Source organism: Streptomyces sp. NPDC059957, from assembly GCF_042730015.1.
Taxonomy (GTDB): domain Bacteria; phylum Actinomycetota; class Actinomycetes; order Streptomycetales; family Streptomycetaceae; genus Streptomyces.
Genome location: NZ_JBHWMB010000064.1, coordinates 21,339 through 47,277 on the forward strand (window position 1 = coordinate 21,339; position 25,939 = coordinate 47,277).

Genomic DNA, 25,939 nt, shown 5'->3' on the forward strand with positions numbered 1-25,939 from the left:
TCACCCGGCCGCGGTACTGCACGTGAACCGGAGGTTCCCGGCCGCCGTGTAGCGCGATTCGACCATGATCAAATTCTCTGGACCGGGCGCCACCACGATCTTGCGCGCCGCGAACACCTGCTGCGGGTCGCGCACATCGTGCAACTTGCGGGCCACGCGCACGGAGCGCCGGCCCTCGGAGCAGAGGAGGACGTCCCAGTGCTCATTGCGGTCCCCTCCCGGAGTCATCTCCGAAAGCGGCACCGCCACGCGCCACACACCGGGCTCCACCTCGGCGGGCCGGGCGGTGATCCGGCGGCCCGACGCGACGAACTCGCACCACGCGCCATCGGCCTGCATGCCGAGGACGCGGAACTCCACCTGAATACCGGAATGTCCGATATGCAGCTGGATGACCTCCACCCCCGCTTTGGGGGCACTGCAGATGATACGTGCCTCGCCGGTGGCGCTGCGGACGATGCGGTGGCGGCTGCCGGTGACGGGCGAGAAGACCATCGGCCCGGTCGCCCCGCCCTCGTACGCCGCGGGCACGTCGGCCAGCATCAGCGGCAGGCTGCGGGAGGAGCGGCCGGCGTTCGTGCGCAGCCGGAGCTTCCAGCGCCCCGGGGTGACCGGGACCCCGCCCACCTCGGAGCCGAGCAGCACGGCGGCGTCCACCAGGACGCGGCCGTCTCGGTCGGTGCGGACGCGGGCGGGGACGGCGTGGCTGCCGCGGCCGCTCCCGACGACGATCTCGGCGCTCTGCGGGGTGCCGGCCGACGCCGGGAGCTCGGCGTGCAGGTTCACGGTCTGCCCGTCGAGCACGGCGGCGTACAGCAGGTGCGCGGAGCGCTTCGCCTTCATCGGCACCAGGACGGGCACCATGATCCGCATGGCGCGGCGGGCGGCATCGAGCTTGCGGAGCCTCCTGCGCACGGCGCCGAGTCGGGCTCGTAGGGCGCTCATGCCTGTACACGTCCCAACTCGTTGAGGCGGCGCACCGGCAGGCCGGTCGCGCCCGGGATCTCGTAGGGACTGGGGACGGGGAAGTACGCCTCCAGGAAGGCGGTGACCATGCGCTCCTGGGCGTCCGGGTCCGCGGGCACCACCGTGTCGTTGATGCAGAAGGTGTCGAAGTCCCGGCGCGCGACGAGGCGGTCGAGGCGCTGCTTGGCCTTCTCGTCGCCGATGTCGATGTACGTGTACCGCAGGTCCGCCACCGTCGCCCGGGCCGAGTGGTAGGCGTGGTAGTGGTGCAGCGAGGAGGCGATGGGAACGTCGTGCGGGGAGCGGAAGGTCGCGTGCTGCGTGGTCCAGTGGGCCCGCTCGTAGACCTGCTCGATCTCGGAGAGCACGCTGCGCCGCAGCGCGTGCGGCGTGTGCTTCATCTTCTGGGAGATGAAGGTGCCGAACTGCTGGGAGATCAGGCTGCGGCTGTTGCGGCCCGCCGCGTTGACCGGAAGGTCCGCGTCGCCGCCCCGGCTGGAGGGGATGAGGGCCTTGGACATGAAGAACTTGGTCAGGCCGTTGGGGTGGAAGAAGTGCCCGGGCTCCACGGGTCTGCCGAAGAACACGTCGTCGTTGAGGTAGAGGAAGTGCTCCGAGAGCCCCTCGATGTGGTGCAGCTGGCTCTCGATGGCGTGCGAGTTGAACGTCGGGAGCGCGGAGGGGTCGGAGAAGATCTCGCGGTGGTCGACCACGCGCAGGCCGGGGTACTCCGTGTTGAGCCAGCCCGGGGCCTGGCCGGCGGTGACCAGGTAGATGTGGCGCACCCACGGGGCGTACTGGTGGATCGAGCGCAGCGAGTAGCGCAGCTCGTCCCGGCTCTTGAAGCGGGAGTCGTTGGCGGCCTGTTCGTGCAGGGGCGCCCCGGCGCTCGCGCCCACGCCGCCGCGGGCCGCTTCCTTGCCTGCCCGCCAGACCGGGTCGGAGTCGTCGACCCAGGTGTAGACGACGTCGACGGGGTAGAGGTGGTCGCCCGGGAGCGGCGCGGTGAACTCGGTCAGCGTGCGCGTCAGGCCGGTGGCGTAGAGCTGGGGGACGGGGCTGAAGAGCTTCTGCTCGGCCAGCCGGCGCTCTTCGCTGACGCCGGCGGCGGTCACGACGCTGTTGGGGCGCGGAGCCACGTACTCCCCGCCGTCCTGGTCCCAGAATTCGAGTTCGACGCCGGACTCGGGGCCGAAGACGAGGTGTCCGGAGGGGTCGCAGACGTTCCAGGCCAGCCGGAGCACCTTGGTGTGGCGGAGCCTGCGCCAGGTGGGGGCGGCGGACCCGGAGCGCATGGTGGCGCCCGAAGCCTCGCCCACGTAGCCGGGGTTGTGCCCGAAGCCGATCTGGAGGACCTCCTCCAGGTCCTCGCGATGGACGGACGGGACGGCCACGCAGGGCAGCCGGTTCGCGGTGCCGCGTATGCAGAAGAAGTCGATGTCCGCTTCCTCGAGCATGCTGACCAGGAGGTGCAGGTTGCGGGCGCGTGCGGCCCATTCGGTGGCGCCCGGCACGACGACGGCCCTGACGTGCTTGCCTCCGAGGCGTACGACGCGGATCGCGCCGCGCGCGCTGTGCCGGGCACCCCGGCTCCTGCCGCCGAGGGCGCGGACCGCCAGGGCGGTGCGCAGCGTGTCGAAGGATGCGAGGAAGGCCATGACAGCCTGGCGCAGGGGACGCGGCACCTTGCGAACGATCTTGCGGCGGGCTCGTACGGGCAGCAGCGAGCGGTAGGACGCGACCAGAGCACTCGCCTCAGGGTTCTTGAGGCTCACAGACTTCCGTACCTTCCGTCACACGCCACCGCCCATGTCCCCCACGCCTCGGCGTACGGGACACCCCCGTCAGAACAATGACTGGAAGGTGTACTACGGGTGTCCGTCCCGTGGCGACTGATCCAGCATTACCCAACCTTTACATGGCTGATTACGAGGCGTCCATCAATGGCCATCGTTTCCGGGGTCCCGTTACCGAGCTGAAATGAACTTGCGGCGCATCAGGGGTTTCGATGTGGAGGTCATCACAGTAAGGTCCGCCCGCACCCAGGAGAACAAGGGGCGAAGAGGGAAGAATACGGTCAGATCTGGACGGAACGGTCCATTGTGAAACCGCCCTCGACCCCTTGCCGGGCCACTCGGAGCCTGCCGTCCGCGTCGAGGAACGCGGCCACGACGCGGCCCGTCCGATCGAGCGCGAGGGCGGGCGCTGCGGCGCACCATTCACCGGTCGGCGCCCACCACACTCCCGCACCCTCGTTCCCCGTGCCGAACGCGCCGAGGACGACCTGGCCGTCGAGGCCGCGGTAGGCCAGCACCGTGCAGTCGTAGCCGTCGATCATCGTCCGCACCACCGCGACGCGGCCCCCGTCCGCGCTGCCGCCCAGCGGGATCACCCACCCTCCGTCCCGGTAGGCCTGGATTCCCGTGGTCGCCTGGTCGGTCCAGTAGTAGGTGACCCGGCCCGGGGCCGTCTCGATCCCCACCGCGCTCTGCTCGACCGGCGCGAACGGCAGGTCCGGGGTGCGCGCCAGCGGCTCGTCCGCCCCCGGCTGGTAGCAGCGCATCGTCCCGGCGGCGATCGGCACCAGGGCCTCCATCAGCCCCGACGCGTGGGGCACCGGCGCCATGTCGGAGCGCGTGCCCTGGCACTTGATGCCCTGCCAGGGAAGCCACTTGCCGGTGGCCGACTCACGGCGCACCGCGAGGGCGCCGGAGGCATTGGCGAGGAAGACGTACGCCGACCCGTTCGCGGCGACCGAGACGACCGGGCTGCCGATGTACGGAGCCCGGGCCGGATCCTTGTGCGGGTTGCCCAGGGAGGTCCACTCACCGAGGGGCCGGCCGGTCTGGTACTGGATCGCGTGCGCCAGCTCGACGCTGTCGCCGCCCTTGCCGCGCACGGTGCGGCGGCCCACGAAGTGGACGAAGCCGTTGGGTCCCTGGGCCACCGACAGCGCGGCCATGTCCGGAGCGGCGAAGTAGTCCGGCCCCCGCCAGTGCGGCCCGCCGGGCGTGGTCTCGGTCCAGCGCAGCAGCCCGCCCGGGGTGCGCGCGTACGCCGACAGCAGGCCCTCGGGACCCCGCACCAGCCAGCGGCCGTCGAGCACGGAACGGGGGCCGTCCGGCCCGGTTCCCGTGCCCCGTCGGGCAGTTGCCCCCGCGCCGTCCTGCTGCACGCCGGCTCCCGATCTCGACCGCATGACGTTGCCCTCCAGCGTTTCGCGCGGCCCGGCAGCGGCCACATCGTGCGGATTCTAGTTCGAGAGACGGATCCGGCGGTCCCGGACCCGGGGCGCACGCCAGTCGCAATATCTGTCTATAGTGCACGGTCAGCGTGGCATAAGCGGGTGTCGGCCGAGCCGCCCCGGATCCCGCCGCTCCAGCGCCCCGCTCCACCGCCCACGCCGGCCCGACGATTGAGGACTGAAGCAGGATGAGCCAGGACGTCCAGACACCGGACCGCCGCCCAGCCCCCGGCACGTCGACGGGAAGAGGACGCAAGCGGGTGCGCACCCGCGGGCAGCGCATCAGGCGGGGTGTCCTGCTGACCCTCCTGGTCCTGATCGTCGCCGCGGGCGGCACGGGCTGGTGGGCGTACAGCCACCTGAACGACAACATCAAGAGCGTCGACCTGGACCAGACGCTCGGCACGGACAACCGGCCGGCGAAGGTCCCGGACAGCGGGCAGAACATCCTGGTGCTCGGCTCCGACTCGCGCGCCGGCGCCAACGGGGAACTCGACCACGGCGATGTGAGCGGCTCCCGCTCGGACACCAACATGCTGGTGCACATACCCGAGGGCCGTAAGAAGGCCACCGCGATCAGCATCCCCCGCGACACCCTCGTCACCCGGCCCGACTGCAAGGACGAGAAGGGCAAGACCGTCGCCGGCGCAAAGCGCGTCATGATCAACAGCGTCATCGGGGTCGGCGGCCCGGCCTGTGTCGTCAAGACCGTCGAGGACATGTCCGGCGTCCGCGTCGACCACCTCGTCAAGGTGGAGTTCGCCGGCTTCAAGGAGCTGGTGGACGCGCTGGGCGGCGTCAACGTCACCCTCGACAAGCCCATCAAGGGCGGCCTGAACCTCGACGCGGGCACGCACCGCCTCAACGGCACCGACTCCCTCAAGTTCGTTCGCACGCGCCACGGTTACGGCGACGGCAGCGACCTCGGGCGCATCGACCTGCAGCAGAAGTTCATGCTGGCGATGCTGTCCGAGATCAAGAACCAGGACGCCCTCGGCAACCCGGCCCGGCTCTACAAGCTCGCCAACGCCGGCACGAAGGCCCTGACCACCGACTCGCAGCTCGGCTCCCTCAAGGGCCTGGCGGACTTCGCCTCCAGCATGAAGGGCGTCGACCCCGACACCATGGAGACGATCATGCTGCCGGTCGCCTACGACAAGATCGACAAGGCCCGAGTCGTCGCCGCGGAACCGCAGGCCGGCCAGCTCTGGGAGGCCCTGCGCAAGGACCAGCCGATCCCGGCCGCGGCCAAGAAGTCCCCCGCCACCGGCGGCTGACACCCCCCGCATCCGCCTCGTAGGCACCGGCCCCCCGCGGGCCGGTGCCTACGAGCCGTTCGCGGCCGGTTCCTACGGGCCGTTCGCGCCCGGCACGCGTTCAGCGGCCCTCGCGCGCCGGGTTCGGGGTCATGCCCTCGCCCCGGCCCAGCCGGCTGTGCTTCTTCCCGTAGAGGTAGTAGACAGCGATGCCGAGCACCATCCAGATCCCGAAGCGCAGCCAGGTCTCGGCCGGCAGGTTCAGCATCAGCCAGACCGACGCGGCGATCGACAGGATGGGCACCAGCGGCACCCACGGGGTGCGGAAGGCCCGGTGCAGGTCGGGCCGGGTGCGGCGCAGGACCATCACGCCGAGCGCGACGACGACGAAGGCGAAGAGCGTGCCGATGTTCACCAGGGTCGCCAGCTCGTTGATGCTGGTGAATCCGGCGACGATCGCGATGATCACGCCGAGCAGGATGGTCGGCCGGTAGGGCGTACGGAACTTCGGGTGGGTCCGCGAGAAGAACCGCGGCAGCAGTCCGTCGCGGCTCATCGCGAAGAACACCCGGGTCTGGCCGAGCAGCAGGATCATGCAGACCGTGGTCAGGCCCACCGCGGCGCCGAAGCTGATGATGCCTCCGTAGACCGGATGACCGGCGGATTTGAAGGCGTCGGCCAGCGGGGCGCTGACGGAGAGCTCCTTGTAGTTCTGCATGCCGGTCACCACGATCGAGACCGCCACGTAGAGCACGGTGCAGATGATCAGCGAGCCGAGGATGCCGCGCGGCATGTCCCGCTGCGGCAGCTTGGTCTCCTCGGCGGCAGTGGCCACCACGTCGAAGCCGATGAAGGCGAAGAAGACCACGGAGGCGGCGGTGAAGATGCCCATGATGCCGAAGTTGGTGGGCTCGTAGCCGAAGATGAGCTGGACGAGCGGGGCATCCAGTCCGGAGCCGCCCGTCTGGGGTTCGGCCGGCGGGATGAACGGCGTGTAGTTGGACTTCGTGGTGAAGAACGCGCCCGCGATGATCACGATGAGCACCACCGTGACCTTGATCGCGACGACCACCGCGGTGATCCGCGCGGACAACTTCACCCCGACGACCAGGATCGCGGTGAGCACCAGGACCAGGACGAAGGCGAGCAGGTCGAAGCTGCCGCCCGGAACGTCGGGCCCCTGGAGCGAGGCGGGCAGGTGGAGGCCTGCGTTGTCCATGAGCGAGCGGACGTACCCCGACCAGCCGACGGCGACGACCGCGGTGCCGAGCGCGAACTCCAGCACGAGGTCCCAGCCGATGATCCAGGCGGGCAGCTCGCCGATCGAGGCGTACGAGAAGGTGTACGCGGATCCGGCCACCGGGACGGTGGAGGCGAACTCGGCGTAGCACAGGGCGGCCAGCGCGCACACGACGCCTGCGGCGACGAAAGCGAGGGCCGTGGAGGGTCCGGCGGTCTCCTTGGCGACCTTGCCCGTGAGGACGAAGATGCCGGTGCCGATGATCACGCCGACGCCGAAGACGGTCAGGTCCCAGGAGGAGAGCGACTTCTTGAGCGCGTGTTCCGGCTCTTCCGTGTCGAGGATCGACTGTTCGACTGATTTGGTACGGAAGGGACTCTTCAGGTTCCTACTCACCGACGCACCTCCGCAGGGCAGACCGCATCGAAACGAAACGGGCCGGAAGGCCCACCCTTCAAGGGTGAACCTCCCGGCCCGTGGCGTGCAACCGCAGATGATCAGTCGGGCTCAGTCGACGGCGGCGGCCGGCTCGCTGTCGTAGCGCCCGTCCAGCTTGGCCACCAGGCCCGTGACCTGCCGCGCGATGTCCGGAGCGGTCAGACCGATCTCGGCCATGACCTCCTTGCGCGTGGCGTGGTCCAGGAACCGCTGCGGAATGCCGAAGTCGCGCAGCGGTACGTCGACCCCCGCGTCCCGCAGTGCCTGCGCGACGGCGGAGCCCACACCGCCGGTGCGGCTGTTGTCCTCCACGGTGACGACCACGCGGTGGCGGTCGGCGAGCGGGGCCAGGGCCTCGTCCACCGGCTTGACCCAGCGCGGGTCGACCACGGTCGTGGAGATGCCCTGCTTGTCGAGCAGGTCGGCGATCTCCAGGCACATCGGGGCGAGTGCGCCGACCGAGACGAGCAGTACGTCCGGCCGGGTGACCTCGTCGGCCGGACGGCGCAGCACGTCCATGCCGCCGATCCTGCCGACGGCCGGGACGGCCGGGCCGACGACGCCCTTGGAGAAGCGCACGACGGTCGGCGCGTCCTTCACCAGGACGGCCTCGTTCAGCTGCGCGCGCAGCTGCTCGGCGTCGCGCGGGGCCGCCAGGCGCAGGCCCGGAACCACCTGCAGGATGGACATATCCCACATGCCGTTGTGGGAGGCGCCGTCGGTGCCGGTGACACCGGCGCGGTCCAGGACGAAGGTGACCCCGCACTTGTGCAGGGCCACGTCCATCAGGACCTGGTCGAAGGCGCGGTTGAGGAAGGTCGCGTACACGGCGAAGACCGGGTGGGCGCCGCCGGAGGCCAGGCCGGCCGCCGAGGTGGCGCCGTGCTGCTCGGCGATGCCGACGTCGAAGATGCGGTCCGGGTAGGCGTCGGCGAACTTCTTCAGGCCGACGGGCTGGAGCATGGCCGCGGTGATGGCGACGATGTCCTTGCGCTCCCTGCCGAGCTTGACCATCTCGTCGGCGAAGACGGAGGTCCAGCTGGCGGCGTCGGTGGAGACCGGCAGACCGGTGTCCGGGTGGATGACGCCGACCGCGTGGAAGCGGTCCGCCTCGTCCTTGACGGCCGGCTCGTAGCCCCGGCCCTTCTGGGTGAGGCAGTGCACGATGACCGGCCCGCTGAAGCGCTTGGCACGCTGCAGGGCCGATTCCAGGGCCTCGATGTCGTGGCCGTCGATGGGCCCGATGTACTTCAGGCCGAGGTCCTCGAACATGCCCTGCGGGGCGATGAAGTCCTTGAGGCCCTTCTTGGCGCCGTGCAGGGTCTCGTAGAGCGGCTTCCCGACGACCGGGGTGCGCTCCAGGAGGTCCTTGCCGCGGGCCAGGAAGCGCTCGTAGCCGTCCGTGGTGCGCAGGGTGGCCAGGTGGTTCGCGAGGCCGCCGATGGTGGGGCCGTACGAGCGCTCGTTGTCGTTGACGACGATCACCAGGGGGCGGTCCTTGGCGGCGGCGATGTTGTTCAGCGCCTCCCAGGCCATGCCGCCGGTGAGGGCGCCGTCGCCGATGACCGCCGCGACGTGGTGGTCCTCCTTGCCGAGCACCTCGTTGGCCTTCGCGAAGCCGTCGGCCCAGCCCAGCACGGTGGACGCGTGCGAGTTCTCGATCACGTCGTGCTCGGATTCGGCGCGCGAGGGGTAGCCCGACAGGCCGCCCTTCGTGCGCAGGCCGGCGAAGTCCTGGCGGCCGGTGAGCAGCTTGTGCACGTAGGCCTGGTGGCCGGTGTCGAAGAGGACCTTGTCCTTGGGCGAGTCGAACACCCTGTGCAGAGCGATCGTCAGCTCGACGACACCGAGGTTGGGGCCGAGGTGCCCGCCGGTCTTGGAGACGGCGTCGACGAGGAAGGTCCTGATCTCTGCGGCGAGCCGCTCGAGCTCCTCCTGGCTGAGCCGGTCCAGATCGCGCGGTCCCTTGATGCGGGTCAGCAGCACCCGTGCCTCCTTGCAGTCGCTTGCTGGTCTGCCGAGTCTAATGTTCGCCACTTGGGCGTCAGTAAAGCGCGGTCCCGGTCAGGTCACACCTTTGTCATACCTGTACACATCAGCACGGAGTCACACCGCCCAAAAGGGTGTTTACCCGTACATCTGTACGTACACGCCTACGCGCAGATGCCCGGCGCCACATCAAGTGGCACCGGGCACTGTGACGGTTCTTACCGCCGGATCACGCTCCGCGCACGCCGGTCAGGCGCGCCCGGCCGTCTTCTGCGTCTTGCGGGTGATCGAGTCGATCACCACGGTGGCGAGGAGGACCGCGCCGGTGATCATGTACTGGATCGGCGTCGCGATTCCCTCCAGGGCCAGACCGTACTGGATGGAGGTGATGACCATGACGCCGAGGAGGGCGTTCCAGGTCCGGCCGCGGCCGCCGAAGAGGCTGGTGCCGCCGATGACGGCCGCCGCGATCACGTTCATCAGCAGGTCGCCGGCGCCGGCGCTCTGGTTCGCCGCCGCGATCTTGGAGGCCCAGAAGAGGCCGCCGATGGCCGCGAAGGTGCCGGCGATCGCGAAGACCGTGATCCGGACCCGGTTGACGTTGATGCCGGCGCGCCGGGAGGCCTCGACGCTGCCGCCGAGGGCGAAGACCTGACGGCCGAAGGTGGTGCGCCGCAGGAGGAAGTCCGTGCCGACCAGAGCCAGCAGGAAGAGCACGATCGCCAGCGGCAGGCCCTTGTACTGGTTGAACACCATGGCCGGACCGAAGGTGAACACCGCGAGGAGCCCGGTGCGCAGCAGGATCTCGCCGAGCGGCCGGGAGGGGACCCCGGCGGCCGCGCGGCGCCGGTTGTCGGAGAACGTGGCGAGGAAGTACCCGGCCACGGCGAGGGCGGCGAGCCCGTAGCCGACGGCCACGTCCGAGAAGAAGTACGTGGTCAGCTGCCCGACCACACCCTCGGAGTCGAGGTTGATCGTGCCGTTGCTGCCGAGGATCTGCAGCATGGCGCCGGACCAGAAGAGCAGGCCCGACAGGGTGACGGCGAAGGCCGGGGCGCCGATCTTGGCGAAGAAGAAGCCGTGGAGGGAGCCGATCAGGGCGCCTCCGGCGATCGCCGCGAGGATGGCCAGCCATTCGTTGACGCCGTTGGTGACCGAGAGGACGGCCACGATCGCGCCCGAGACGCCGCTGACCGAGCCGACCGAGAGGTCGATCTCGCCGAGCAGCAGCACGAAGATGATGCCGACCGCCATCATGCCGGTGGCCGTCATCGTGATCGCGATGTTGGTGAGGTTCTCGGCGCCGAGGAAGTTCGAGTTCAGGCCCTGGAAGATGCTCCAGATGATGATCAGGCCGAGGACGACGGGCACGGAGCCCAGGTCGCCGGCCTTGAGCTTGCGGCCGAACTCGTTCACGTACCCGGCGAGGCCCTGCTCGCGTACGAGCAGGCGGGGGTCCACGGCCGGGATGGCGTCGTGGGCGGCAGCCGGATTGACGGGGTCTATGTGCTGGGTGCTCACTTGCGGGCCTCCCCGGTGCGGGCCGCCCGGCGGGTCACGGCGTTGTCCGTGGCCCCGGTGATGGCGGAGATGATCTCTTCCTGCGACGTGTCCTTCACGGAGAAGACGCCGTTGTTGCGGCCCAGCCGCAGGACGGCCACCTTGTCGGCCACGGCCTTCACGTCGGCCATGTTGTGGCTGATGAGGATGACGGCGTGACCGCGCTCGCGCAGCCGCTCGACCAGGTCGAGCACCTGTGCGGTCTGCTCGACGCCGAGGGCGGCGGTGGGCTCGTCGAGGATCACGAGCTGGGGCTCGCCCAGCATGGAGCGGGCGATCGCCACGGTCTGGCGCTGACCGCCGGAGAGCGAGGCGATGGGGATGCGGACACTGGGGATCCGGATGGACAGGGTGGTCAGGAGCTCGCGTGCGCGCCGCTCCATCTCCACCTCGTCGAGGATGCCGCGCCGCTTGAGCTCGCGTCCCAGGAAGAGGTTGCCGACGACGTCGATGTTGTCGCACAGCGCGAGGTCCTGGTAGACCGTCGCGATGCCCAGGTTCTGGGCGTCGTGGGGCTTGGTGATCGAGACCGGGCGGCCCTCCCACTCGATGACTCCGTCATCGATGGGGTGCACGCCGGCGATCGTCTTGACCAGCGTGGACTTACCGGCGCCGTTGTCGCCGACGAGGGCGACCACCTCGCCGGAGTGGATCTCGAGTTCTACGTCGGTGAGGGCCTGAACGGCGCCGAACCGCTTCGAGACCCCTCGCAACGCCAGTACGGGCGCAGCGGACACATGAACCATCTCCTTGCCGCCTGACCGGCGGGGATGTCGTGCAAAAGAGCAGGACCACGGGGGATTTGAGAGAAACGAATCTGCTCGAGAGGAACGAATCTGCTCGAGAGAATCGTTTCTGTCCGGCGCCCCGCCAGTGGCGGGATGGAGGCGGGGACGCCGGACAGGCTTGGGGGCCGCTCGGCGGACCGAGCGGCGGGGGGCCTTACTGCAGGCCGATGGCGGCGCAGGCGGCCGCGTACTTGTCGGTGCAGATCTCGGCGACCGTGTACACGTTGTCGCGGACGACGGTGTCCTTGACGTTCGCCTTGGTCAGCGAGACGACCGGGATCAGCAGCGACGGGACGCCCTTGGTGGTGGGGCTGTCGACCTTCGCGGTGGCGGTGGTCGCGATCGGCTCGCCCTTGGCGAGGGCCACGGCCATCTTCGCGGCGGCCTCGGCCTCGGGGGCGTACGGCTTGTAGACGCTCATGAACTGCTCGCCCGCGACGATCCGCTGCACACCGGCGAGTTCGGCGTCCTGGCCCGTGACCGGGGGCAGGGGGGACACGCCGGCGGCCTTGAGGGCGGTGATGATGCCGCCGGCCATGCCGTCGTTGGCGGAGTAGACGCCGATGACCTTGTCCTTGCCGAGCGCGGAGAGTGCGGCCGCCATGTTGGTGTTGGCGTTCTCCGGCTTCCACTCGACGGTGTCGTACTCCTTGCCGACGTTCACGTTGCCGTCGAGGACGGAGTGTGCGCCCTTCTTGAACAGCGCGGCGTTCGGGTCGGTGACCGAGCCGTTCATCATGACGATCTGGCCGTCCTTGGCCTTGGCGCCCAGGGCCTCCAGCAGCGCCTTGCCCTGGACCTTGCCGACCTCTTCGTTGTCGAAGGAGGTGTAGGCGTCGATCGGGCCCTCGGCCAGGCGGTCGTAGGCCACGACCGGGATGCCGGCCTCCTTGGCCTTCTTGACCGAGCCTGCGATGGCCTTGGAGTCCACCGCGTCGATGATCAGGACGTTCACCTTGTTGGTGATCATCGTGTCGACCTGGGAGTTCTGCGTGGTCGCGTCCTGCTTGGCGTTGGCGTAGACGACCTCGCCCTTGCCCGCGGTGAGGTCCTTGACCGCCTTCTCGATGAGCGGCTTGTCGAACTTCTCGTAACGCGCGGTCTGGTTCTCCGGCAGGAGCAGACCGACCTTGATCGCGCCGCCCTTGACCGCGCCGGTGGCGTTGTCCTTCTTGTCCCCGGACTCCTTCGCGCTGCCGCAAGCGGCGAGCGAGACGGCCATGGTGCCGGCGGCAACGGCGACGGCGACTCTGCGCATACGCGTGTTCATTACTTGAACCTCCCTGACGAGGCCGCAGCACTGCGGCCGAGGTGGATGTGAGTCAACCCCGGCCGCGAGTTTGTCGTCAAGGAGTGAATGCTTAACGAGATGACAACGACGCCATTCGTTATCTAACTGAAGACAAGACGGCGGGAGCTCGCACTCCACTTCCATTTTCCGCCAAAAGCGTCGAATCGCCCATCTCACTCAGTACGAGGGCCAGCGCGCCCAGCACCTCGGCCCGCCCGCCCAGGGACCCCGTGAGCACCGACAACTGGCGGGCCGCACTGGGGATCGCATACCTCCCCACTGATTCACGGATGGGGGCCAGGACCAGTTCACCGGCGTCCGCGAGAGACCCGCCCAGGACCACCCGGCTCGGGTTCAGGAGATTGCACAGACTGGCCACGCCGCTGCCGATGTGGCGGCCCACGTCGGTGATGACGCGACGGCAGCCGGGGTCCCCGTCCCGGGCCAGTTCCACCACCCGTTCCATCGTCAACTCCGGTCCGTGGCTGCCCTGCAGGAGCGGCAGCACGTACCGGGCGGCGGCGAAGGTCTCCAGGCAGCCGCGGTTGCCGCAGCGGCAGACCGGACCCGATTCGTCGAGCGTGATGTGCCCGATCTCGCCGGCGGTGCCACCGGGTCCGCGGTAGATCTGGCCGTTGATGACCAGCCCCGCGCCGACGCCGCTGGCGACCTTGATGTAGGCCAGGTCTTTTACTCCCCGGCCGCTCCCCCAGACGAGTTCGCCCAGCGCGCCGAGGTTCGCGTCGTTGTCCACGTACACCGGTACGCCCAGGCGCTGCGAGAGCTCCCGCCGCGGGTTGATCCCGGCCCAGCCCGGCAGGATCGCGGTGGACCCGAGGGTGCCGGACTCCAGGTCGATGGGGCCCGGTACGCCGAGCCCGACGCCGATGACCTTGTCGCGGCCGATCCCGATGCCCTCGACGAGCCGCCCCACCAGGGCTTCCGCCCGGTCGAAGCCGTCGACCCAGGAGGCGTCCACGTCCAGCGGCTCGGATTCCTCGGCCAGTACCTGGTGGGCCAGGTTCCCCACGGCCACCCGCAGGTGGGTGTGGCCGAAGTCCACGCCGATCACGATGCCGGCGTCACCGTGGAGCGAGACGCTGCGCGCCCGCCTGCCACCGGCGGAGGTGTCCGTGACCTCGACGGTCCCGGCCTCCTTGAGTTCCCGGACGATGTTGGAGACCGTGGCCGCCGACAGTCCGGTGCTCCGGGCGATCTCCGCCTGGGTCAGCGAACCGGCGAGCCGTACCGCCCGTACGACGCGCTCCAGATTGGCGCGATGCAGTGAAGACTGCGATCCGGGAGTCTGCACGACTCATCCACTCCTGCCCATAAGCAACGGCAAGCCGTCGCCCCCCGGCCGGGGCCGTCAGCTGCTGTGTGCTCCAGCTGACACGAGACCCCGGCGTCTCTCCAACTTGTGAACCTTAAGTCGAGCCTTTGCGCCCCGCGACGTCAAGAGGCCGCCACAGTACGAATCGGCTCCTACCGGTCATAAGTATGAGAGAAACCTCCATCCTGATCGTGCTACGGTCGCCGTGGCGCTGGTCATCACGGTCTTCACGGCCGGATCGGGCGCCCTCTGTCATGCAAGCGCTACGCAAGGAGGTGTTCGGGATGAGTCCCGATCGAAGTCCTTGCAGCGCTCTCTTCGGCTGAGCTCCCTGAGCGGCCGGTCTCTCTTCGAGTGTGCACGCCCGCGGCCCCTCGCCGCTTCGCTGCGTCTCTGCATTCATCTTCGTAACCCCTTCCGCACGCCCTGGCGCTTCCGTCGGGCGCGCGTCATCCATGCCCATCGGCGTGCCTTCTCGGCCTGTGTGCCCTTTCGCGCCGACCCATGATCACTCCACGTGACCGCGCGGCTTCGCGCTGCCCGGACACCGTGGAGGGAGGTTTTTGCCATGACCATGCTCACCCCTCGTACCCCCACGAAGCTCGCACCCCCGGGCCGGGCCCGCCGCGAACGCAAGACCGCCGAGCTGGAGGCCCGCACCCGGGTCGTCGGCGAGCGACTCGCGGAGATCAGCGCCCGTCCGGGCGTCCGGGTCCTCCAGGACGTGGACGCCTCCCGCAACGGCCTCACCCACGCCGAGGCCGCGCTGCGTCTGGAGCGCCACGGCTCCAACGTCATCGCCCAGGAGCGCGCCCCGCGCTGGTACGTCCAGCTGGCGAAGGCGTACGCGAACCCCTTCATCGCCGTCCTGGTCTTCCTGGCGGCCGTCATGTACTGGCAGGAGCCCGGCGACCCGGGCGTCATCATCCTCTCGGTGATGGTCGGGATCAGCGGCCTGCTGCGCTTCTGGCAGGAGTACCGCTCGGGCCGGGCGGCCGACGCCCTCAAGCAGCTCGTCACCACCACCTGCGCGGTGCAGCGCCGGGCCGGCAGCGGCTCGGGACCCACCACCTTCGAGATCCCGATGGACCAGGTGGTCCCGGGCGACGTGGTCAAGCTGGCCGCCGGCGACCTGATCCCGGCCGACCTCCGGCTGATCACCGCCAAGGACCTGATGGTCAGCCAGGCCGCCCTGTCCGGGGAGTCCCTGCCGGTCGCCAAGGCCGACACCCGCACGGACGACCTCGGCCAGAGCGAGACCACCGACCCCGTCGAGGCCGACAACCTCTGCCTGATGGGCACCTCGGTGACCTCCGGCACCGCCACCGGACTCGTCGTCGCCACGGGCTCCGACACCTACTTCGGCTCGATGGCCGGTTCCCTGGTCGGCGAGCGCCCCGAGACCAACTTCGACACCGGGGTGCGCAAGGTCAGCTTCCTGCTGATCCGCTTCATGCTGGTGATGGTCCCCGTGGTCTTCATGATCAACGGCTTCACCAAGGGCGACTGGGAGGCCGCCTTCCTCCTCGGCATCGCCGTCGCGGTCGGCCTGACGCCCGAGATGCTGCCGATGGTCGTCTCCGCCAACCTGGCGCGCGGCGCGGTGGCCATGTCCAAGCGCAAGGTGGTCGTCAAGCGCCTCAACGCCATCCAGAACCTGGGCGCGATGGACGTGCTCTGCACGGACAAGACCGGCACCCTCACCGAGGACCGGATCGTCCTGGACCGCTACCTCGACGTGCACGGCGACGAGGACAACGAGGTCCTGGAGTACGGCTACCTCAACGCGCACTTCCAGACGGGTCTGAAGAACCTGATGGACCAGGCGGTCATCGACCGCGTGGGCGAGGCCGAGGAGGTTGTCGTCGACGCTCGTTTCTCGATGGTCGACGAGATCCCCTTCGACTTCGCCCGGCGCCGGATGTCCGTGGTCCTGAACCGCAACAGCATCGTGGGCGGCGCCGGCCGGCCCGAGCACGTCATGATCACCAAGGGCGCCGTCGAGGAAGTCCTCTCCCTGTGCACCCACATGACGGACCGCGGGCGGAAGGTCGAGCTGACCGAACAGCTCCGGTGGCACGTCACCCGCATCGCCGAGGACAACAACCGCCAGGGCCTGCGCGTCCTCGCCGTCGCCACCCGCACGATGGACACCCCCCGGGACACCTACTCGGTGGCCGACGAGGACCGGCTGACCCTGGTCGGCTTCCTCGCCTTCCTCGACCCGCCGAAGGCCGACGCCGCCCTGGCCCTCCAGGGCCTGGCCGACAAGGGCATCGCGGTCAAGGTGGTCACCGGCGACAACGAGCTCGTCGCGGCCCGGGTCTGCGCCGATGTCGGCCTGACCGTCGGCCACGTGGTCGGCGGCACCGAGATCGACGCCCTCGACGACGCCGAACTGCGCGCGCTGGCCGCCCGTACGACCGTCTTTGCCAAGATCAACCCGGTCCAGAAGGCCCGGATCGTACGGGCCCTGCAGGCCGACGGCCACACGGTCGGCTTCCTTGGGGACGGCATCAACGACGCGGCCGCGCTGCGCGACGCGGACGTCGGCATCTCGGTGGACACCGCCGTGGACATCGCCAAGGAGTCCGCCGACATCATCCTGCTGGAGAAGGACCTGACCGTCCTGGAGCAGGGCGTGATCCAGGGCCGGACCACCTTCGGCAACACGATCAAGTACATCAAGATGACGGCCAGTTCCAACTTCGGCAACGTCTTCTCGGTGCTGGTGGCGAGCGCCTTCATCCCCTTCCAGCCGATGATGGCGATCATGCTGCTGGTGCAGAACCTGGTCTACGACATCGCCCAGCTGGCCACCCCGTGGGACCGGATGGACGAGGAGTACCTGCGCAAGCCCCGCAACTGGGACGCCAAGGGCATCGGCCGCTTCATGCTCTGCATCGGCCCGATCAGCTCGATCTTCGACATCGCGATGTTCGTCATCATGTGGAACGTCTTCGCCGCCAACACCGAGGCCGACCAGGCGCTCTTCCAGTCCGGCTGGTTCATCGAGGGCCTGCTCTCGCAGACCCTGATCGTCCACATGATCCGTACCCGCAAGATCCCCTTCATCCAGTCGCGGGCGTCCTGGCCGGTGATGGTGATGACCGTCCTCGCGGTGCTGACCGGGCTCTTCCTGCCCTTCTCGCCGCTGGCCTCCTCGCTGGGCTTCGTACCCCTGCCCGCGAGCTACTTCCCGTGGCTGATCGGCGTCCTGCTCGCGTACTGCACGCTCACGCAGCTGCTGAAGACCGTGTACATCCGCAAGTTCGGTACCTGGCTCTAAGAGCCGGCGAGGAAGGAAGAAGGGAGAAGGCCGATGATGCTCACCGAATGGGAGATGGCCGGGCACCTGGTCGCGGCGCTCGGATTCGGGGCGGCCATCGGCCTGGAACGGCAGTGGCGGGCCCGGATGGCGGGCCTGCGGACCAACGCTCTGGTGGCGGGCGGGGCCGCGCTGTTCGTACTGCTCTCGCAGTACGGGTTCATGAGCGAGGTCTCGGAGGTCCAGTACGACGGCTCGCGGGTCGCCGCCCAGATCGTCTCGGGAATCGGCTTCCTGGGCGCCGGCGTGATCATGCGCGACGGGCTGAGCGTCCGGGGCCTGAACACGGCCGCCACCCTGTGGTGTTCGGCGGCCGTGGGGTGTCTCGCGGGCACCGGGATGTTCGTCCTGGCGGCCTGCGGCACGGCGGGCGTGGTGGGGGCGAACCTCCTGCTGCGCCCGCTGGGCCGGCGGATGGACCGCGAGCCGGGGGGCGGGGCCGAGGTGGCCACGGACTTCCACTTCGAGGCCGTGTGCCTGGAGGCGGAGGAGGCCCACATCCGCCACCGGCTGGTCGACGCGCTGGGCCGGCCGGGGTACCAGCTGCGCTCCATCCGCAGCCAGGACGGCCCGGAGGCCGGCCTGGTGACGGTGTCCGCGCTGCTGACCGCCGAGGGCGAGGGGGGCCGGATGCTCGAGGAAGCCGTCAGCAACCTCTCTCTCGACCCCTCCGTCTCGGCGGTCAGCTGGTCGGTCGTTCCCGACCCCTCCGCGTGACGCTACTTGAGCGTGGCGGAAGTCAGACCGGCCTGGATCTGCCGCTGGAAGGACAGGTAGACCACCAGCATCGGGATCATCGCGATGGTCACGCCGGCGAACAGCACCGGCAGGTCCGTCTCGTAGCCCATCTGGTACTGCAGCTGGATCAGGCCCTGGGTGAGCATGTAGCGCTCGGGGTCCGATCCGGTCTGCGGCTGCATCAGCACGGACGGCAGGATGTACTGGTTCCACTGCCCCAGGATGTTGAATATCCCGACGCTGATCAGGCCGGGCTTGGCCATCGGCAGCATCACCTGGAAGAAGATCCGGGTGTGCGAGGCACCGTCGATCACCGCCGCCTCGTGCACGGCCGTCGGCAGCGTCCGGAAGAACGAGTGCATGAAGAAGACGGTGAACGGCATCGAGTACGCCACGTACACCAGGATCAGGCCCTGGTATGAGTTGAGCATGTCCAGCCGCTTCACCATGAAGAACAGCGGGACGAGCGCCAGGAAGACCGGGAACATGGCCCCGCTGACGAAGAAGTAGTAGATCGGCCGGTTGCCCGCGAAGGGGTAGCGGGCCAGGACGTACGCGGCCATCGAGCCGAGCAGCATCGTCAGCGGGACCGAGAACACCATCACGATCAGCGTGTTGGCGAAGTAGTCCCCGATGCCCTTGTCCCAGGCGCGCCCGAAGGCGTCGAACTCCCAGTGCGCCGGCCAGCTCAGGGCCGAGCTGCCGATCTGCACGTCGGTCTTGAACGAGCCGAGCACCAGCCAGATCAGCGGCAGGACGATCATTATCCCCCACACGGCGAGGAAGCCGTGCGAGAAGACGTTGAGCACCATGCCGTCGGAACCGCTCTTGCTCCCGCGGGGCTGCCCGGTGGCGGCGGAACGCTTCTCCGCGGCCGCCTCGCCCGGTGCTTTGATCACAGTGGTCATCGTGGTCTCCCGCTAGAACTCGACGTGCTCGCGGCGAGTGGCCCGCAGCGTGATGGCGGAGAGGATCAGGGTGAGGACGAGCATCACGACCCCCATGGCACATGCGTAGCCCGCATTGCCGAAGTAGAGGAAGTTACGCATCAGCACCGTCGCCATGACCTCGCTGTGGTGGTCCGGTCCGCCGCCGAACTGGCCCGAGGTCATGGTCGACACGAGGACGAACATGTCCATCGCGGCGATGCCCAGATAGACCGCGGAGGTCTGCACAGAATCCCACAGCAGGGGCAGCGTGACCTTGAAGAAGGTCTGGGCGCGCCCCGCGCCGTCGAGCAGTGCGGCTTCGTAGATGTCCTTGGGCACGGACTGCATGGCCGCCGAGAACAGGACGAGGTAGAAACCGACCCCGTGCCAGACGACGACGAGCAGCAGGCACCAGAGGACGAAGTTGGGCTCGTTGAGCCATTCGATCGGGTGCGACGGGTCGACCAGACCCAGCTTGACGAGGAATCCATTCAGCAGGCCCCCCTCGTCGCTGCGGTACACGGCTCCGAAGAGCACCGCGAGGATGGCGAGGGACAGCACCTGCGGGAAGAAGTAGATCACCTTGTAGAGGGCGGAGCCCGCCACTCCCTGGACGCCGCCGGCTCCGCTGCGCCCGCCGGCGTTCAGCATGAAGGCGAAGAACAGGGCGATGAAGATGGTGACCGTCGGGACGAACACCAGGAGCAGCAGATTGTTCAGCAGCGCGCCGCCGAAGACCTCGTCCTTCAGCAAGGCCGAGTAGTTGTCCAGCCCGACGAAGTCGAATGTCGGTGACTGACCCGTCCAGTTGGTGAAGGAATAGCCGAACGTCTGAATGTACGGCCAGATGACAAAGGTCAGGTACAGCGCAAGGGGCAGGATGAGGAAGCCGGCGATGAAGCCGCCCCGCCCCTTGCTGTTCGCTACATGGCTCATGGTGTCCGTCCCTGGTGTTTCCGGGTGCCCGGTGGACGCGGTGTCAGCTGCGCTTGTTGTTCTTGGCGTTCGGGTCCTCGGTCGCCTTGTTTACCGCAGCCTGGGCCCGCTTGATCCATTCCTTGGGCTGGATGCGCTTGGCCATCAGCTCATTGGACGCGTTCTCCAGCTCCGTGGCCATGGCGCTGTACCAGTCCGTGTACCGGTAGTTGAACGTGTTGTCCCCGGCGCCCTTGAGCGCCGCGACGGCCGACTGCGTGCCCGGGCGGAGCTTGACCGTCGGGTCCACGCCGTCCTTGAGGACGGTGAGGGAGTTGGCCTGCTGGGCGAAGAGGGTCGACCACTCGCGGGACAGCATCGAGCGGAGGAACTCCAGGCCGCCGGCCTTGTTGGCGGCCTTCTCCGGGACGATGAAGGGCTCGCCGGCGCCGGCGCGGATGGCCTCGAAGGGCAGCTTGGAGCCTTCCAGCAGCGGCATCGGAAGGAACTGCATGTCGAAGTCTTCCGGGGTCTGCTTGAGCTGCTCGTTCTCCAGCCAGGAGCCGGAGGTGATGAAGGCGGCCTTGTACTGGTTCCACTGGGTCTGGGACTCGGTGTGCGTCAGGCCGTTGGTGCCCGGCATCAGCAGGTCCTTCTCGACCAGCTCGTAGACCGCCTCGACGGCCTCCAGCGCGACCGGGTTGTCCGCGAAGGCGTTCGGCTCGAGGTTGTCGATCGCCTTCATGGCATCCAGGCCGCCCTTCTTGGCGATCAGGTCCATGATGGCGACGTTGATGTAGTACGGGTGCTTGCCCTGGTGGGCCAGGCCGCCGATGCCGGCCGCCTTGGCCTTCTGACAGATGTCCATGAACTCGGCCCAGGTCTTCGGCGCGGTCCAGCCCTTCTCCTTGAAGAGCTTGCCCGAGTACCACAGGCCCCAGACGGTGTAGACGTACTGCAGCGCGACGAACTTGCCGCCGATCATGCCGCTTTCGACGGTCCCGGGCATCAGCGTGTCCCGGACCTTCTTGCTCGGGTCGTCGAGCGACGGGGCGTCGAGCACCACGGTGAGGTCGGCGAGCTGGTTGCCCTTCACGAGCACGTCCAGCTTGATCTGCTGGGCGCCGGAGTCGTCGACGACGTCCGGCGGGTTGCCGCCGTTGAAGCGGGGCTGCAGCTTGGAGGTGATCTCCTGGGTGGCGAGGTGCGAGGAAGTGGTGCCCCACTTCTTGTCGAACGCCGCTTCCCAGGCCTTGGCGTAGTCGTCGCCGTAGCCGCCCTTGAAGACGACCACGTCGAGCTTGCCGCCCTTGGCGACGCCGAACGGGTTCTCCTTGGTGACGGCCACCTTGGACTCGTTGCCCTTGGTCGTCTCTTCGGCGCCGGAGGCGCACGCGGACAGGAAGCTCATCGTCGGAACCGCGATGAGTCCGAGTGCCGCGGAGCGCTTGATCAGGTCCCGGCGGCCGAAGCCCTCACCGTTGCTGTGCTCGCCGTGGGCGGAGGTGGATCCCATGCTCAAGTCCTCGCCTTCGTCAGGAGTGTGAAGGAGGAAGGAAAGTGCGACTGCTGCCGCCCAGCGGACATCACCGCAGGTCCCCGCCATCCCCCCGTCCGGAGCCGCTCGTTTCGCGGTGACCCGGACGGGCACAGGTATAGTCCACTTCCGCTCCTGTGAGCAAGATCATGTACCGGTATGGGCCCCTACTTTTCCGAGTTGAGACCTCACCGTCACCTGAGCCGGACCGTGGGAGCCGCCCGCAAAAACGGAAGGGCCGTACCCCCTTAACGGAGGTACGGCCCTTTGGTGCCGGTATGCGCTGTGTGCTTAGCCGCGGATGAGGTTGCGGAGCACGTACTGCATGATGCCGCCGTTGCGGTAGTAGTCCGCCTCACCCGGGGTGTCGATGCGGACGACCGCGTCGAACTCCACGCCGGTGTCGGTGGCGACCTTGACCGTGCGCGGGGTGGTGCCGTTGTTCAGCTCCTCCACACCGGTGAAGGAGAAGGTCTCCTCGCCGGTGAGGCCCAGGGAGGCCGCCGTGGCGCCCTCGGGGAACTGCAGGGGCAGGACGCCCATGCCGATCAGGTTGGAGCGGTGGATGCGCTCGTAGGACTCCGCGATGACGGCCTTGACGCCGAGCAGGGCGGTGCCCTTGGCGGCCCAGTCGCGCGAGGAGCCCGAGCCGTACTCCTTGCCCGCCAGGATGACCAGCGGGATGCCGGCGGCCTGGTAGTTCTGCGAGGCGTCGTAGATGAAGGAGACCGGCGCGCCCTCGACGGTGAAGTCGCGGGTGAAGCCGCCCTCGGTGCCCGCCGCGATCTGGTTGCGGAGGCGAATGTTGGCGAACGTACCGCGGATCATGACCTCGTGGTTTCCGCGACGGGAACCGTACGAGTTGAAGTCGCGGCGCTCTACGCCGTGCTCCGTGAGGTACTTGCCGGCCGGGGTGTCGGCCTTGATGGCGCCGGCCGGGGAGATGTGGTCGGTGGTGACCGAGTCGCCCAGCTTCGCCAGTACACGGGCGCCCGAGATGTCGGAGACCGGGGTGGTCTCCATCGTCATGCCCTCGAAGTAGGGGGGCTTGCGCACGTAGGTGGACTGCGGGTCCCACTCGAAGGTGTTGCCGGTCGGGATCGACAGCGCCTGCCACTGGGCGTCACCCGCGAAGACGTCCTGGTAGGACTTGCTGAACATGTCTTCGCCGATCGCGTTCGCGACGACGTCGTTGACCTCGGCCTCGGTGGGCCAGATGTCCTTCAGGAAGACCGGGTTGCCCTCGGAGTCGGTGGCGATGGCGTCCCTGGTGATGTCCACCTTCATGGAGCCCGCGATGGCGTACGCGACGACCAGCGGCGGGGAGGCCAGGTAGTTCATCTTGACGTCGGGGTTGATGCGGCCCTCGAAGTTGCGGTTGCCGGAGAGGACCGAGGTGACCGCGAGGTCGGCGTCGTTGATCGCCTTGGAGATCTCCTCCTCCAGCGGACCCGAGTTGCCGATGCAGGTGGTGCAGCCGTACCCGACGAGGTTGAAGCCCATCTTGTCGAGGTACGGGGTCAGGCCGGCCTTGTCGAAGTAGTCGGTGACGACCTTCGAGCCCGGGGCCAGGGTGGTCTTGACCCACGGCTTGCGGGCGAGACCCTTCTCGACGGCCTTCTTCGCCACGAGCGCCGCGGCGACCATGACGTAGGGGTTCGAGGTGTTGGTGCACGAGGTGATCGCGGCGACGGTGACGGCGCCGTGGTCGATCTCGAAGGAGGTGCCGTCGGCCAGGGTCACCGCGGTGGGCTTGGTGGGCACACCGTTGGTGGACGCCGGGGAGTCGGACGCCGGGAAGGACTCCTTGCCGGACTCCTCGTCGTCGGAGACGTAGTTGCGCACGTCCTGGGCGAACTGCTGGGAGGCGTTCGCGAGGATGATGCGGTCCTGCGGGCGCTTGGGGCCGGCGATGGAGGGGACGACCGTGGAGAGGTCGAGCTCGAGGCGCTCGGAGAAGTCCGGCTCGGCGGCCGGGTCCAGCCACAGGCCCTGCTCCTTGGCGTACGCCTCGACGAGCGCGACCTGCTGGGCGTCGCGGCCGGTCAGGCGCAGGTACTTCAGCGTCTCGTCGTCGATCGGGAAGATCGCGGCGGTGGAGCCGAACTCCGGAGACATGTTGCCGATGGTGGCGCGGTTCGCCAGCGAGGTGGCGGCGACGCCCTCACCGTAGAACTCGACGAACTTGCCGACGACGCCGTGCTTGCGGAGCATCTCGGTGATGGTCAGCACGAGGTCGGTGGCGGTGGTGCCGGCCGGCAGCTCGCCGGTCAGCTTGAAGCCCACGACGCGCGGGATCAGCATGGAGACCGGCTGGCCGAGCATCGCGGCCTCGGCCTCGATGCCGCCGACGCCCCAGCCGAGCACACCGAGGCCGTTGACCATGGTGGTGTGCGAGTCGGTGCCGACGAGGGTGTCGGGGTACGCCTGGCCGTTGCGGACCATGACCGTGCGGGCCAGGTGCTCGATGTTGACCTGGTGGACGATGCCGGTGCCCGGCGGGACGACCTTGAAGTCGTCGAAGGCGGTCTGGCCCCAGCGCAGGAACTGGTAGCGCTCCTTGTTGCGGCCGTACTCCAGCTCGACGTTCTGCGCGAAGGCGTCCTTCGTGCCGAACTTGTCCGCGATGACCGAGTGGTCGATGACCATCTCGGCCGGCGAGAGCGGGTTGATCTTCGCCGGGTCGCCGCCGAGGGCCTTCACGGCCTCGCGCATGGTGGCGAGGTCCACGACGCAGGGGACGCCGGTGAAGTCCTGCATGATCACGCGGGCCGGCGTGAACTGGATCTCCTCGCTGGGCTGGGCCTGCGAGTCCCAGTTTCCGAGCGACCGGATGTGGTCGGCGGTGATGTTCGCGCCGTCCTCGGTACGGAGCAGGTTCTCCAGCAGGACCTTCAGGCTGTAGGGAAGGCGGGCGGAGCCCTCGACCTTGTCCAGCTTGAAGATCTCGTACGACTCGTCGCCCACCTGCAGCGTGCTGCGGGCGTCGAAGCTGTTCGCCGACACGACAGTCTCCTTCATGCATGAATTCGCGCGTATTGCCGCAATCCTGCCGCGAGGCACTCTGGCCTTTCCGCTAAGGTGAGGCTAAGTTAGGTAACCCTTACCAGCGGGGCGGCTGCGGCACGTCCGGGGCAGATATCTCGATGTCGAGATAACTCTAGTACATGCCAGGGGGGCGGGACGAGGCACGCACCCTCAGCCCCGCCGGTACGACTCGTCGCCCAGTGGATTCCGCATGTCCGGATTCGATGAGCTTGACCAGGGACGAAACCGCCGATTCGGCGATCCGCTCCGGGTCGAAGGTGACGGTCGTCACGGACGGTTCGTTCTCGGCATACGCCGGGTCCTCGCTGGCGCAGACCAGCAGGAGGCTCTTCTCCCCCTGCCCTGTGCCCGCTGCGGCGCCGGGTATGCCGATCCCGTGGCGCGCGGCGGCGGCCAGCACCTGCCGGCCCCCCGGGTCGTATACGCAGTAGACGGCGTCGGGCCGGTCCTGTCGCTCCCCCCGGTCCGGACCGGCGAAGGCGGAGTCGAAGGCGTGCCCGGCGTCGTCGTTGGGGTCGAAGGGGATCACGAGCGGGGTCCGGCGCCGCTCGGCGCACCAGTGTTCATAGGCTGACGTGACGGCCCCGGTGTAGAACTCCCGGCCGTAGCCCGCGTGCAGCGCGATCCGCCGGGCCCCGGAGGCCGCCAGGTGGTCCAGTACCTCGCGGGTGGTGGCGGTGTGGTCGTTGTCCACCCACACGTCGCCCGGCCGCGGATCGGCCGGAGGCCCGTCGAAGACCACCGGCACCCCGCGCGCCCGCAGTGCGCGCAGCACCGGGTCGTCGGCCGGACTGTCGATCAGCAGCATCCCGTCCACCGCCAGGGTGTGCCACAGCGGCTCGGCGCCGCGGTCGGCGGGCAGCGTGGTCAGGGCGTAGCCGTGGGCGTGCGCCGCCGAGGTGGCGGCGATGAGCAGCCGGGCGTAGTACGCGATCTTGGCGAAGTCCCAGGCGAAGCCGGCGTACGTGGTCACCGCGATGCCCAGGCTGCGGTTGTGCGGACCGCGCCGGGCTCCGTAACCCAGGGCCCCGGCGACCTCGCGCACCCGGCCGCGGGTGGACTCTCCGAGGCGCCCGGTGCCGTTGAGCGCGTGCGAGACGGTCGCGGTGGAGACCTCGGCGGCGCGGGCGATGTCGGCGAGGGTCGGACCGGGGGCGGGCGCGGGCGGGGGCATCGGGGTGGGGCCGGAGGCGTGAAGGGGGGCGGGCACGGCGCCATCGTACGGATTTCGTCGCCGGAGGCGGCTTCTGGTTAAGCCCTTAATCAAACAGCGTCCTGGCCACACCAACGTTTTGGAGTGCGCATGCAGTCTTCTCCCTCCCCCCGATCCCCGCTGTCC

Annotated in this window: 17 protein-coding genes; 3 read left to right on the top strand and 14 right to left on the bottom strand. The window is 68.8% G+C overall.

Annotated elements, in window-relative coordinates:
- The 3 genes from ACFWBW_RS32055 to ACFWBW_RS32065 form a co-directional block, all read right to left on the bottom strand.
- Positions 1–945: a hypothetical protein gene (locus ACFWBW_RS32055; RefSeq protein ID WP_385379989.1), complete on the bottom strand. Its 945-nt coding sequence runs from the start codon at positions 943–945 to the stop codon at positions 1–3.
- Complete coding sequence (locus tag ACFWBW_RS32060) at positions 942–2,624, bottom strand: stealth family protein (protein ID WP_385380034.1); 1,683 nt, start codon at positions 2,622–2,624, stop codon at positions 942–944. The genes ACFWBW_RS32055 and ACFWBW_RS32060 overlap by 4 nt, the downstream gene beginning before the upstream one ends.
- Positions 2,625–3,043: 419 nt before the next feature.
- Complete coding sequence (locus ACFWBW_RS32065) at positions 3,044–4,165, bottom strand: hypothetical protein (RefSeq protein ID WP_385379991.1); 1,122 nt, start codon at positions 4,163–4,165, stop codon at positions 3,044–3,046.
- Positions 4,166–4,398: 233 nt separating this feature from the next.
- Here ACFWBW_RS32065 and ACFWBW_RS32070 point away from each other — a divergent pair, with 233 nt between their 5' ends.
- Positions 4,399–5,487: an LCP family protein gene (locus ACFWBW_RS32070; protein ID WP_385379993.1), complete on the top strand. Its 1,089-nt coding sequence runs from the start codon at positions 4,399–4,401 to the stop codon at positions 5,485–5,487.
- 100 nt (positions 5,488–5,587) lie between these two features.
- Here the strand turns inward: ACFWBW_RS32070 and ACFWBW_RS32075 are convergent, their stop codons facing one another.
- The 6 genes from ACFWBW_RS32075 to ACFWBW_RS32100 form a co-directional block, all read right to left on the bottom strand.
- Positions 5,588–7,102, bottom strand: coding sequence for an amino acid permease (locus tag ACFWBW_RS32075; protein ID WP_385379996.1), 1,515 nt, complete (start codon positions 7,100–7,102; stop codon positions 5,588–5,590).
- 111 nt (positions 7,103–7,213) lie between these two features.
- Positions 7,214–9,130 (bottom strand): 1-deoxy-D-xylulose-5-phosphate synthase, encoded by a 1,917-nt coding sequence (gene dxs / locus ACFWBW_RS32080; RefSeq protein WP_385379999.1) that lies wholly within the window; start codon positions 9,128–9,130, stop codon positions 7,214–7,216.
- A gap of 252 nt (positions 9,131–9,382) precedes the next feature.
- Positions 9,383–10,654, bottom strand: coding sequence for a sugar ABC transporter permease (locus ACFWBW_RS32085; RefSeq protein WP_385380002.1), 1,272 nt, complete (start codon positions 10,652–10,654; stop codon positions 9,383–9,385).
- Entirely contained in the window at positions 10,651–11,439 is a 789-nt protein-coding gene (locus ACFWBW_RS32090; protein WP_112447331.1) for an ATP-binding cassette domain-containing protein, read from the bottom strand. The genes ACFWBW_RS32085 and ACFWBW_RS32090 overlap by 4 nt, the downstream gene beginning before the upstream one ends.
- Positions 11,440–11,635: 196 nt before the next feature.
- A complete protein-coding gene (locus ACFWBW_RS32095; protein WP_385380005.1) occupies positions 11,636–12,751 on the bottom strand; it encodes a substrate-binding domain-containing protein in 1,116 nt (371 codons plus the stop codon).
- A 118-nt stretch (positions 12,752–12,869) separates the two neighbouring features.
- Positions 12,870–14,084, bottom strand: coding sequence for an ROK family protein (locus ACFWBW_RS32100; protein WP_385380008.1), 1,215 nt, complete (start codon positions 14,082–14,084; stop codon positions 12,870–12,872).
- Positions 14,085–14,673: 589 nt separating this feature from the next.
- Between ACFWBW_RS32100 and mgtA the strand changes: the two genes are divergently transcribed.
- Entirely contained in the window at positions 14,674–17,394 is a 2,721-nt protein-coding gene (mgtA, locus tag ACFWBW_RS32105) for a magnesium-translocating P-type ATPase (protein ID WP_385380011.1), read from the top strand.
- Positions 17,395–17,427: 33 nt separating this feature from the next.
- Entirely contained in the window at positions 17,428–18,150 is a 723-nt protein-coding gene (locus ACFWBW_RS32110; protein ID WP_385380015.1) for an MgtC/SapB family protein, read from the top strand.
- 2 nt (positions 18,151–18,152) lie between these two features.
- Here the strand turns inward: ACFWBW_RS32110 and ACFWBW_RS32115 are convergent, their stop codons facing one another.
- From ACFWBW_RS32115 to ACFWBW_RS32135, 5 genes are all read right to left on the bottom strand, one after another.
- Positions 18,153–19,079 carry a carbohydrate ABC transporter permease gene (locus ACFWBW_RS32115; RefSeq protein ID WP_385380017.1) on the bottom strand — a complete coding sequence of 309 codons (927 nt, stop codon included), beginning with the start codon at positions 19,077–19,079 and terminating at the stop codon, positions 18,153–18,155.
- A gap of 12 nt (positions 19,080–19,091) precedes the next feature.
- Entirely contained in the window at positions 19,092–20,036 is a 945-nt protein-coding gene (locus tag ACFWBW_RS32120) for a carbohydrate ABC transporter permease (RefSeq protein WP_385380020.1), read from the bottom strand.
- A gap of 43 nt (positions 20,037–20,079) precedes the next feature.
- Positions 20,080–21,531 (bottom strand): N-acetylglucosamine/diacetylchitobiose ABC transporter substrate-binding protein, encoded by a 1,452-nt coding sequence (gene ngcE / locus ACFWBW_RS32125; RefSeq protein WP_385380023.1) that lies wholly within the window; start codon positions 21,529–21,531, stop codon positions 20,080–20,082.
- 312 nt (positions 21,532–21,843) lie between these two features.
- Entirely contained in the window at positions 21,844–24,573 is a 2,730-nt protein-coding gene (gene acnA, locus ACFWBW_RS32130) for an aconitate hydratase AcnA (RefSeq protein WP_385380025.1), read from the bottom strand.
- 139 nt (positions 24,574–24,712) lie between these two features.
- The gene (locus ACFWBW_RS32135) at positions 24,713–25,810 is read right to left on the bottom strand and encodes a LacI family DNA-binding transcriptional regulator (RefSeq protein WP_385380028.1); all 1,098 of its coding nucleotides are present in this window, start codon (positions 25,808–25,810) and stop codon (positions 24,713–24,715) included.
- Between the last annotated feature and the right edge of the window lie 129 nt (positions 25,811–25,939).